The sequence below is a fragment of the Marseilla massiliensis genome, assembly GCF_016899855.1.
Classification (GTDB): Bacteria; Bacteroidota; Bacteroidia; order Bacteroidales; family Bacteroidaceae; genus Prevotella.
Map to the genome: position 1 here is coordinate 1 of NZ_JACJJG010000009.1, position 12,223 is coordinate 12,223.

Genomic DNA, 12,223 nt, shown 5'->3' on the forward strand with positions numbered 1-12,223 from the left:
TCACTAATTTTGTGGAAAGATAACAATGAACAAGGAGTTAAAGAAGTTAAAGGAGTTATCGCTCACTACGTTCGCTAAGAAATTAAAGACGAACGCTTTGCCATTTTACGACGACAAAACTAATAAAGCCAATCATCCTAATACCCTGCTGTTGATTACAAAACATTTGGCTTTAACTTCTAACGTAGCGAAGCGTAGTGATAACTTCTTTTACTTCTTTAACTTCTCTAAATACGCAAAACAATGAAAAAACTCTTTGTACTTACCGGTGCGGGAATGTCCGTCGAGAGCGGACTGAGCACTTTCCGCGACGCCGACGGGCTGTGGGAGAACTATCCCGTGGCGCGCGTGGCAACGCATGAGGCGTGGCTGCAAGACCCCGTCTACGTAAACAACTTTTACAACATGCTGCGCAAAAAACTGTTGGCGGCCAAGCCAAACGAGGGCCACCGCCTCGTGGCCGCGCTCGAACAGCAGTATGACGTGACCGTAGTGACGCAGAACGTGGACAATCTTCACGAGATGGCGGGCAGCTCGCGCGTAATCCACCTGCACGGAGAACTGATGAAAACGTGCTCCAGCCGTGACGTGGACAATCCCCGCTACTGGCGCACGATGACGGCAGACGACATCGACGTGGCGCCCAGCGAGAAGGCCGGCGACGGCTCGCTGCTCCGCCCATACATAGTATTCTTCGGCGAGGCGGTGCCTAACATCAGCGTGGCAGCCGACTACGCGCAGCAGGCCGACCTGTTCGTCATCATCGGAACATCGCTCAACGTCTACCCCGCGGCAGGCCTCGTGCAGTACGCCAAGCCGTCCGTACCGATTTACCTCATCGACCCCAAGCCCGTGATGGCAGCCGGACGCCACGACGTGCGGCATATAATGAAAGGCGCATCAGAAGGAATGAAGGAACTGACCGACATCCTGATGAACGACAACCAATAAGCCATAACCGGCCATACAACCCACTATCGGCAGTCCGGAGCACTGAAACAATGCCCCGAACTGCCGTTTTTGTCAAGGCCTATTGGGCCCATCCACTAACCACAAAACCACCCAACAACGCCCCTTTCTACCACTCCCATCAGGCCTATTTACCCCATCCGCCAACCACAAAACCGCCCAACAACACCCCATCCTACCACTCCCATCAGGCCTAATTGGCTCATTCGACTCATCAATTCATAATCCACTGACTACCAACAACTTACTAACAGCCTCACAAAAGGCCATCTTTTAGCTTCCAAAATACGGCCTTTTAACGCACTATTTGCCGTCTTTCACAACACGAAAGGCCATCTTTTAGAATACGCTTATTTAACGTGTATCCATAATTTTATCAGCATTCGTTTCTCCATAAGCAATATTTTTCTTAATTTTGCCACATTATTTATATAAAAAACAATGCTTATGAAAACATCTACTTTACTTTTATGCGCCGCAATGCTTGCGTTGGGCGTAGTACAGACAAAGGCACAAATGTCTGAATATGACTACAACCAGCCCGTGGGTTGGGCAACGGTCGACGGCGGTGTGACCGGCAGCAATGACGAAAATCCTATAAGAGTGACTTCGCGACAAGAACTAAACAATGCATTATCGGGTTCGACACCTGCCACTATATACATAGACGGCCAAATAGAATTTACGGGAGTGCTATCACGCTCGGGTGTGAGCAATAAGACTATATACGGACTTCCAGGCTCAGCGTTGGTTAATCTTACTCACTCGGAAACACCAAGTCGAAGCGGTATTCTTCGCTTAACAGATTGTAATAACATTATAATACGAAACGTTACGTTCAAGGCTTCAGGCGCATACGACATGGACGGCAACGACAATCTCGACTTGCATGGCAGCACCAATATATGGGTTGACCACTGCGATTTCCAAGACGGAGTGGACGGAAACTTCGACTGCAACAATGGTTCGGACAACATTGCCGTTACATGGTGCCGCTTCCATTATCTTATAGAGCCGTGGCCTGATGGTCCAGGAAAATCTGACGACCACCGTTTCAGTAATCTTTGGGGAGGTTCTGACAGCGAAGAGGATAGCCCCGGACATCTTAACACCACATTCTACGCCTGTTGGTGGGACGAGGGTTGCCGCGAACGCATGCCCCGCGTGCGCTTCGGTAAAGTGCACATGCTTAATTGTTTGTATAAATCAGACATGCTGAGAAATACAGGTTATGCAATAGGAATAGGCTATCTTGCAAGTATTTATGTTGAAAGATGTGCTTTTATAGACGTAAAAAATCCGTATAAAGACCAAACGAGTGGTTCAAAAACGGACTATTATGTTACGTTTAAAGATTGTGAAGGCATAGATGATATAACGTTACAAGATGGAAATAGCACAGCATATGTACCTTCATACACCCTCGAAGGCATGCCCGTCAACCAGGTAGAGACCGAGGTCAGCAAATACGCCGGCGCCACATTGAACGTTGAATACGGCGAAGGCGTGACCACGGGAATCAGCAACATAGGCGTTAGCGACGCCGATGTGGTAAGCACGGAATACTTCTCGCCGTCGGGAACAAAGCTCAACGCCCCGCAGCGTGGCCTCAACATCGTTCGCCAGAAGATGAGCGACGGCACGGTAAGGACAAGGAAAACTATCGTAAAATAACTCTAACATAAGTAGCATGGCGGCCTAATGATTGTGCCGTCTGCTCCTTATTAAAAACTGAAGAACAATGGAAGATATGGAAAAAGACGGAGTGCGGCTGCCTGACAACGCGTTCCGCGAACTGAAGGAGGGCGAGAAATACCGCCCCGTTATGGACCCCACGAAGGCTTATCCGGAAGTTAACGGATGGTCGGTTACGTGGGGCGTGTTGATGACTGTGCTGTTCTCGGCCGCCGCCGCGTACTTAGGCTTACGTGTGGGACAGGTGTTCGAGGCCGCCATACCAATCGCCATAATCGCTGTGGGAGTGTCGACGGCGGCAAAAAGGCGCAACCCGCTGGGCGAGAACGTCATCATACAGAGTATCGGGGCATGCTCGGGCGCCGTCGTGGCAGGTGCCATATTCACCCTGCCCGCCATCTACATCCTCGAGGATAAATACCCCGGCATGGGCGCATCGTTCCTCGAAATCTTCCTCAGCTCACTGCTTGGAGGCGTGCTCGGCATACTTTTCCTCATCCCGTTCCGCAAGTATTTCGTCAGCGACATGCACGGCAAGTACCCCTTCCCCGAGGCTACGGCCACCACGCAGGTGCTCGTAAGCGGCGCCAAGGGCGGCAAGCAGGCCAAGCCTTTGCTGCTGGCCGGACTCGTGGGAGGTCTGTATGACTTTATCGTGGCTACCTTCGGATGGTGGAACGAGAACTTTACCACGCGCGTGATAGGCCTCGGCGAGACCATTGCCGACAAGGCGAAGCTCGTTTTCAAGGTAAATACCGGCGCGGCAGTGCTCGGCCTCGGCTATATCGTAGGTCTGAAATACGCCTTCATTATCTGCCTCGGCTCGCTGGCGGTATGGTGGCTTATCGTGCCGATAATGGCCGTACTGTTCAACGGACAGGTGCTGAACCAGTGGGATCCGTCCATCACCACCGCGGTAGGCGACATGTCGCCGGAGCAGATTTTCACGTATTACGGCAAATATATCGGTATCGGCGGTATCGCCATGGCCGGCATAATAGGCATCATCAACTCATGGGGTATAATAAAGAATGCCGTCAGCCTGGCTGCAAGGGAAATGCGCGGAGGCAAGAGTGACGGCAAGCAAGTGCTCCGTACGCAGCGCGACATACCGTTCAAAATTATCGCCATCGGCGCGATAGTCACACTTTTGGTCATCTTCCTGTTCTTCTGGTTCGGCGTGATGAAGGGCAATATCCTCTTCGCCGCCGTAGGAATACTGCTCGTTGCGGTAATAGCGTTCCTCTTTACCACCGTCGCAGCCAACGCGATAGCTATCGTCGGAAGCAACCCCGTGTCGGGTATGACGCTTATGACGCTCATCCTCGCCTCTGTCGTTATGGTGGCCGTAGGTCTTAAAGGCACAGGCGGCATGGTGGCGGCGCTCATCATGGGCGGCGTGGTATGCACCGCGTTGTCAATGGCCGGAGCGTTCGTTACCGACCTGAAGATAGGTTACTGGCTCGGCACAACGCCCCGCAAGCAGGAGACTTGGAAGTTCCTCGGCACGCTGGTGTCAGCCGCTACAGTCGGCGGAGTGATGATTTTGCTCGACAAGACATACGGTTTCGCCAGCGGACAGCTCGCCGCTCCACAGGCTAACGCTATGGCAGCGGTAATCGACCCGCTGATGAACGGCGTGGGAGCGCCTTGGATTCTCTACGGTATCGGCGCCCTGATAGCCATCATATTGACATGGATGAAAGTGCCCGCGCTGGCCTTCGCCCTTGGAATGTTCATCCCGATAGAGCTTAACATTCCGCTGCTCGTGGGCGGAGCAATCAACTGGTACGTCACAAGCCGCTCCAAGAACGCCGAAGAGAACAAGGCTCGCGGCGAGAAAGGCACGCTCATCGCCAGCGGACTTATTGCCGGAGGAGCGCTCATGGGAGTAGTAAGCGCCCTGATTCGCTTCGCCGATGTCAACCTCATAAATGAGGAGTGGCTGGCCAATCCGCTGTCTCAGGTCTGCGCACTCGTGGCTTACGCCCTGCTTATCACTTACTTTATAAAAGCAACAAAATAAAAGGTGAGAAGGTGAGAAAGTGAGAAGGTGAGAAAGAACAGCCAAGTTAAGCAATTCTTTCTCACCTTCTCACTTTCTCACCTTCTCACCTTTTACGCTATGCATCGATATTAGCGTACGTAGCGTTCTGCTCTATAAACTGGCGTCGTGGCTCAACGTCATCGCCCATAAGCATTGAGAACACCTCGTCTGCCTCGGTTGCGTTCTCAATGGTAACCTGCTTCAGAAGACGTGTTTCAGGATTCATCGTAGTCTCCTTAAGCTGGTCTGGGTTCATCTCTCCAAGACCTTTGTATCGCTGCGTATGTATGTTCTTGCCGTCTTCCTCGCCGTTTCCGTATTTATCGAGGAACGCCTGGCGTTGCTGTTCGGTATAACAGTACTCCTTAACCTGGTTCTTGTACGTACAGAGGTAAAGCGGCGGAGTGGCGATATACAAGTGTCCTTCCTGTATCACCTTTGGCATGAAGCGATAGAAGAGGGTCATTATAAGTGTGTCGATGTGTGAACCATCGACATCGGCGTCGGTCATTATGATGATTTTATCGTAACGGAGCTTGTCAATGTTGGCCTCCTTGTCGTCTTCTCCGTCAACGCCGAAGCGCACGCCGATACTCTGTATTATGTTCATTACCGACTCGCTCTCGAACACTTTGTGCCACATCACTTTCTCTACGTTAAGGATTTTACCGCGCAAAGGCAGCACAGCCTGGTGGTGACGGTCGCGTGCCTGCTTGGCCGAACCGCCTGCGGAGTCTCCCTCGACGAGGAAAATCTCGCACTCTTTCGGGTCTTTGTTCGAGCAGTCGGCCAGTTTTCCGGGCAGTCCGCCGCCGCTCATGGGGTTCTTGCGCTGTACGCTCTCGCGGGCCTTACGCGCCGCGATACGCGCCGTAGCGGCAAGTATCACCTTCTCGCAGATGAGTTTTGCCTCCTTGGGGTGCTCTTCAAGATAGTATGTCAGGGCTTCCGACACAGCCTGGCGTACGGCTCCGGTCACCTCGTTATTACCCAGCTTGGTCTTTGTCTGGCCTTCAAACTGGGGCTCGGCTACCTTAATTGATATTACGGCGGTAAGTCCTTCACGGAAGTCCTCGCCGGCTATCTCGACCTTTGACTTCTCTATCTGCTTCGATATCGACGGTTCGTTGTCGGCGTACTTCTTAAGGGTGGTGGTCAGCGCCATGCGGAATCCCACAAGGTGGGTACCGCCTTCTATGGTGTTGATGTTGTTTACGTAAGAGTGGACGTTCTCCGAATAGTCGGTGTTATACATTATTGCCACCTCGATAGGTATGCCCTGCTTCTCGGTCTTGAGGTAGATTACGTCGTCGAAGAGGTGCGTACGGTGACGGTCTATGTACCTTACGAACTCCTTTAGTCCGTCCTGGGCGTGGAATACCTCCTGCCTTGTCTTGCCCTCCTCGTCCGGACGGAGGTCGGTGAGGGTTATTTTAATACCCGCGTTAAGGTATGCCAGCTCGCGCATACGCTTGGCAATGACCTCATACTTGAACACCGTGGTGGTGAAAATCGTGGGGTCCGGCCAGAACTGCTGGCGTGTACCGCGCTGTTGGGTCTCGCCTACAATCTTGACGGGATACAGCGGTTTGCCCTTCTCGTACTCCTGCTGGTAAATCTTGCCGTCGCGGAACACCTGCGAGAGCATATGGGTGGACAGGGCGTTCACGCACGACACGCCGACGCCGTGAAGGCCGCCCGACACCTTGTACGAGCCCTTGTCAAACTTACCTCCGGCATGGAGCACGGTCATTACGACTTCAAGGGCCGACTTGTGCAGCTTCTTGTGCTCGTCTACGGGTATGCCTCGGCCATTGTCCTGGACGGTGACAGAGTTATCCTCGTTGATTGTTACCTCTATATGAGTACAGTAACCGGCCATCGCCTCGTCGATAGAGTTGTCGACGGTCTCGTTTACCAAATGGTGAAGTCCCTTCTCGCTGATGTCTCCTATATACATCGCAGGACGCTTACGCACGGCCTCAAGGCCTTCGAGCACCTGGATGTTACTGGCTGAATAATTGCTTTCGTTTATTTGATTTTCTGCCATCTTCAGTATTGATTATATTAGCGTGCAAAGATAACAAAAAAAAATCGTTCTGCGAAATTTTAAATATTAAATTCTCTTGTTTAGTAAACAAGTGAACAAGGGACAAGCAGACGAGGAGATTATGTAAAGTGAAGAGTGAAAAATTAAGAGTGAAGAATCTAATAGTCCAATTGTTCGCAACCGACAAGACTTTTGACTTTAACTCCTAACGAAGCGGAGCGAAGTGATAACTCCTTTAACTTCTTTAACTACCTAAAAAGCAGACGAGGAGATTTGCCCTGCTATTGGCATAGCTTCCCGCCCTTCAATGAACACCAGCATTTTACCTATGATAACACATTAGGGACTTTACCAACAAGTCATACCGTCATTCCGTGCCTGGCACGGAATGACGGTATGACTTATCAATTAAACCTTCTGATGACGGTATCCGGCTACATGCTGACATGCATTTTCACATTTCCGCCATCTCATATTTTCACCTTTTAAAGCCTTATTTGCCGTCGCTTTATAACCGTCTGGCAGTCAATGACTTAGCAGAAGGGTATTTTTAATTCTGCGAAAGACCGCCTTTCAGCTTGCGAAAAGCCGTCTTTTACACGGCAAGAGGCCGCCTTTCATAACGTAAAAGACGGCCTCTTGGAAAACGTACTGCCACACAAGACTTATTCAACGACTATCATCGTCCAGTATTTCAGCGACGGAAGGGTGAACGTCACCTCGCCGTTGGCCTGGCTGAAAGGCAACTCCTGGATGGCACCGCCGAGCCAATCGGGCGACGCTACCCACACCTTGTTTACCTTAGCGCTGGCCTTCAGGCGCAGCGGCAGGCCCTCTATGAGGCGCGGCTCGGGCATGGTGCCCTGCATGTCACGCCAACTAAGGTTGTCGGCGTCCATGAAGTTGAGCAGATGTATGACCTTCCTGTCGCCCACCTGGCGCGCAAACGTGGTAACGCTGCCCAATGCCGGCGGCCACGCCGCTACCTGCACGTCGCCCGACGAGGTGAGGCCGGCCTCGGTGACGGTGCCTCCGTCACGCAGCAGATTCTGGTAGGCCGTCATAAAGTCGTAGTATCTCACGATGGCGTCGCGCAGCTCCTGGCTCATCGCAAGGCTGTTGTTGGGGAAGTACTCACGGCAAAGCATGTGGTCGCCAAGTTCAAGGTGGGAGCCGCCCAGGGCGAACATCACTGCGTCGGTAAGCAACACTCCCGGCGTGTTGAACTCTCCCGACTCCTTGCCGTAGTTCATGTAGGCGGCAAACACGGTGTTGAGCTGGTGGCGGCCGTATAGGTCGTTGTCACGGATGACGTCATACAGGTTGCTGAACTGGCTCTCGCTGTCCCACATCTCGTTGTAGAGGAAGTCGACGTTGCCCGTCAGCGCTATCGAGTAAGTGCCGTAACCGCTCACCGCGTTCATTACGAGGCGCTTGTCGGGGTGGCGCTCCTTCATCGCGTCGATGAACGAGGTAAAGCCGCGTTGCAGGTTAGCCTTGCCGCCGTCGTAGGCGTAACGGTCGCCACGGTTGCCCAACTGGTCAATCTGGTAGCCGTCGAAGTCGAAGCTGGCGTACACGTCGTCGTTCCTGTCGGCTATGTACTGCTGCCACTCTTGGTTGGCAGGGTCAACGAGGAAGATGTCGCTCTTCCATGTATCCGGCAGGTCGTGCTTGTCCTTAGAGGCATGGCGTGTGTCGGTAAAGAGATACCATCCATCCTTCACCCCGTCCGCGGCCGCGTCTGACAGGGCGCCGTAGCACAGGTTATAGAACATGGTTTTCATTCCGTAAGAGTGCTGCACGTCGATGTATTTCTTGATTACGGAGGTGTAGACGTCACGGTTGGCAATGTCCTTATACACCTCGTCGAGGTTGTCGCGCGTGCCTCCCAGCGGCCAGTGGTGCTTGTTGTGCCAGTCCTGGAACTGCACTCCGTTGATATGACAGCGGTTAAGGAAGGCCATCTCCTGCTCTATCACTCCGTCTACGGTCTTCGTCGCGTCGAACGTAGCCACGAAGCCGTATCGCGGGAAGCGTGTCCAGTCGCTCGAGACGTCAACGCCTATCGTGCCGAGCACGGTTTCCGAGCCGTCGCTCTCGGTGCGGTAAACGTCCACGAGATAACCCGTAAAGTCGGGCTCGGGCGCCGTCCAAGTCCACGTAGAGCCGCTCAGGGCCTGCTCGCCCACCACCTCTGACTGCTTGCGGTAACGCACCTTGGCGTCTGCCGGAACATTGCCGTCGATGGCAAATGTCACCGTCTCGCCGGGCTTATAGCACACCTTGTCAGTAGAAAGATTGAGTGTCAGGCCGTCGTTAACCTTCACCACGTCGGTAACTCCGCCCGTAATGTTAGGCTCGGGCGCTGCCGTTGCGTTGTCGTCATCGCTGCATGACCATAGCGCCAGCAGCATAATGGCAGAATAGATATATTTTCTCATCGTTTCATTGTTTTGCTATTGTTATTGTTTCGGTTAGCTGGTTAAGCGTTATGGTGTACGTTCCGGCCTCGGCAATGCGCCATTTCTGGTCGATGTCGTTCACGTTCACGTCGATGTATTGTGCCTTGAAGTCGTCGTCGGACTTGTCGATGAAGAGCATTTTCTCCTCTGTTCCCGTCGGCTCCGCGCCGTTTACCGCCGGCATGAACCATGCTCCCATCCAGTCGCTCTGCCTGTCGCACGTGAATTTCAGCTCTCCCGCGTTGAGCGTTCCGCTCCATGTCATGACGTAAGGGTTGGACGAATCACGCGTCATCGCCACCGCATCGTCGAGCGACCAGCCGCCGGGAGCGGCGTCGCCAACCAGCCATACAGTCTTATATGGCGTGAACTCGCGCATCATCATGCGCTCCTTTCCCGAGCGTATGTCAACGCATATCTTGTAAGCACGGCCCGTCTCGTCGGCGTTAAGGAACCATTTGTTGTCGGGATCGAAGCCCGGCACAAACTCCATCGACGTGTCCGTGTAGGGCGCGTTGGGCTGGGTTGCCTTATACATGTTCTCCCAACTGCCGCTCATCGTGCCGAACTTAAACTCTCTTCCAACCGTAAACTCTCGGCCATAGCGGAAGAGGAACGGGTCGAGCGGGTCCTGGGCCATCTCGTCAAAGCCCCATCCGTTCTCGTCGCCCACGAAGTAAAGATGGTCGTAAGCGGGCCTTACGCCGTCAGACTTTACGCATGTAGTCTCTCCGGTCAGCAGGTTAGCCGTCACGGTATATGCGTGGCCTTCGGTTATCTCGAACAGGTTGTCGGGCTCGTCGGCAGTCGTACGCAGTACGAGCGAGCCGTCCTCGCCCCGGTTGTAAGACGGAAGCTCCGCCCCGAGAGTGGTTATGAACTTGTACGTTCCGGCCTTCAAGTCGCCCGTATAGGTAAACTCGCCGTTGTCCGTACGAGTCATTTCCGTCGCGAGAGACAGGTCGGTACCGCCATCAGTGGCCGTACCCGTGAGGTAAAGCGTGGCAGACACGGGCTCGTATGTCGTCACGCTGAATGATGTCTCGGCAGTCTGCACGTCGTAAACACCCGCCACCGTTGCCGTAATACGGGCCTCAACGTCATAACGGTTGTCGGCCTTTACGCCGAAGTTAGTCCTGAGCAGGTCGTTAAGTTGCTCTTGCGTGGCTGTCCAGGTGTATTCCTGCGTCACGCCGTCAGCGGCAACATACGACGCGGCAAATCCCGTTCCGGCCTCAGCCAGCTCCAGTTTGTAGGTTATCCGGTTGCCCGTTCCGTGATTGGTGCCCGTTGTCCATGACAAGGTTACACCCTCGTCGGAGCGCGTAGTCTCCGCCAACGTTATATCAGCAGAACTTGCAGTGAGCGCAAGTTCGGTCTCGCCTTTGTTCAGTTCGGTATAATCATCATCCACGCACGCGCTCATTACGAAGCAGCCGAGCATGATGACAATCGTTGAAAATATATGTCTTTTCATCTTGTCTGTATTAAGTTAAAAGATTAATAACCTGGATTCTGCGTCATTAGGGGGTTGGCGTCCATCTCCGTCTGCGGTATAGGGAAGAGCAGACGGTTCTTCGTGGCGTTGGCCTTTCCTATGCTGTGCAGGAAGTTTACCGCATAGTCGCCATGCTCAAGACGTATCATGTCAAACCAGCGGTGCCCCTCAAAGGCCAGCTCAATGCGGCGTTCGTGGATTATCTTCTCGCGCATCTCCTCCTGTGTAAGGCCCGACACGTCGGCAAGCCCGGCCCTTTTGCGCACCTGGTTAAGCGGAGCGGCAGCCTCGTCGGTCAGTCCCTGCTCGTTAAGAGCTTCTGCCTCCATCAGCAATACGTCGGCATAACGGTAGATGACGAAGTTTGCCGGAGAGGTGTTGAACTCGGGAGATACAGACTTGGGAACAAGGAACTTGCGCACGTTATACCCCGTGTTGGAGTATGAGCTGCTGTATTCCTTGCCGTCGAAAGGCGGGCAACCCTGGTAAAAGACTGTCATGTCTTTACGCAGGTCGCCTTCCTCGTACTGGTCGACAAACTCCTGCGTAGGTAAGTTCCATCCGTAACTGCCGGCAACAAAGTCGGAGTTACGCGGCCCCATAAACGTAGACAGCCATGAGGATTGCGGGTTATTGCCCCAGAAGTCGTACTCCGTGTCGCCGCTGTACTGCACCTCAAACAGAGATTCCGGACCGTTGTTGACCGTCGCGTCGAAGTTTTCCTCATAGGGATATTGCGACAAGTCATAGCCCATAGCCGTTATTTGGCGGCACAGTTCCACCACGTCGCCGTAATAATCATGGTTGTCCGGCGCCAGCGTAAGGTAGATGTCGGCCATCATTGCCATAGCGGCCTCACGGCAGGCACGCCCCTTGTCGTCGTCTGAATAGTCGGCTTTGGCCGGCAAACGGTTGATACCCTCCTGGCAATCCTTGATTATCTGTTCGTAAACTTCTTCCTTGGTGTTGCGGGCAATGGCCGTATTGTCACCCGGATTGAAAGGTTCGAGACGCAAAGGCACGCCTCCGAAGAGCCTTACAAGAATGTAATAATAATGCGCACGAAGGAAATATGCCTCGCCGAGACTTTGGCTTCTCACCTCTTCCGACAGTCCCGAAGCACTATTCAGGTCACGTATCACAGTGTTGCACTGGCCTATACCCACCCACGGAGAGCGCCAAAGATACAGCGCCATGGCGTTGTCCGTCTGGGTGATGAAGTTCGATGCCTGCACGGTTTCAAGTCCGTCAGTGCCACCTCCCGCGCCAACCTCGCTGTTGCCGGCCACGATGTCGAGCGTCCATATGCGCTGGTTGTACATGTTTGAGGACTGTAGCGTACGGTAGCAGCCAAGCGTCAGGGCCTTGGCTACATCGTCGGTCATGGTTGTCTCGGGGTCAAGCGTATTGTGCGGAGACAGGTCGAGGAAATCGGAACACGACGACATGGCCACCGCCGTGATACCTGCCAATATGATGTTTCTTATCGTTTTCATTGT

At 53.4% G+C, this 12,223-nt stretch carries 7 protein-coding genes; 3 read left to right on the forward strand and 4 right to left on the reverse strand.

The window, feature by feature from the left end; all coding sequences use genetic code 11:
• Positions 1-243 precede the first annotated feature (243 nt).
• The 3 genes from H6A34_RS03475 to H6A34_RS03485 all read left to right on the forward strand — a co-directional run bounded on the left by H6A34_RS03475 (position 244) and on the right by H6A34_RS03485 (position 4,690).
• Entirely contained in the window at positions 244-951 is a 708-nt protein-coding gene (locus H6A34_RS03475; RefSeq protein ID WP_205103492.1) for an SIR2 family NAD-dependent protein deacylase, read from the forward strand.
• Positions 952-1,416: 465 nt separating this feature from the next.
• Entirely contained in the window at positions 1,417-2,643 is a 1,227-nt protein-coding gene (locus tag H6A34_RS03480) for a pectate lyase family protein (RefSeq protein ID WP_205103494.1), read from the forward strand.
• Positions 2,644-2,710: 67 nt separating this feature from the next.
• Entirely contained in the window at positions 2,711-4,690 is a 1,980-nt protein-coding gene (locus tag H6A34_RS03485; RefSeq protein ID WP_205103496.1) for an OPT family oligopeptide transporter, read from the forward strand.
• A 97-nt stretch (positions 4,691-4,787) separates the two neighbouring features.
• Here H6A34_RS03485 and gyrB read toward each other — a convergent pair whose 3' ends face one another.
• From gyrB to H6A34_RS03505, 4 genes are all read right to left on the reverse strand, one after another.
• Positions 4,788-6,761: a DNA topoisomerase (ATP-hydrolyzing) subunit B gene (gyrB, locus tag H6A34_RS03490; protein ID WP_021948481.1), complete on the reverse strand. Its 1,974-nt coding sequence runs from the start codon at positions 6,759-6,761 to the stop codon at positions 4,788-4,790.
• 665 nt (positions 6,762-7,426) lie between these two features.
• Complete coding sequence (locus H6A34_RS03495; protein ID WP_205103498.1) at positions 7,427-9,205, reverse strand: endo-dextranase; 1,779 nt, start codon at positions 9,203-9,205, stop codon at positions 7,427-7,429.
• A 4-nt stretch (positions 9,206-9,209) separates the two neighbouring features.
• Entirely contained in the window at positions 9,210-10,703 is a 1,494-nt protein-coding gene (locus tag H6A34_RS03500) for a SusE domain-containing protein (protein ID WP_205103499.1), read from the reverse strand.
• A gap of 23 nt (positions 10,704-10,726) precedes the next feature.
• Positions 10,727-12,220: a RagB/SusD family nutrient uptake outer membrane protein gene (locus H6A34_RS03505; protein ID WP_205103500.1), complete on the reverse strand. Its 1,494-nt coding sequence runs from the start codon at positions 12,218-12,220 to the stop codon at positions 10,727-10,729.
• Positions 12,221-12,223 lie beyond the last annotated feature (3 nt).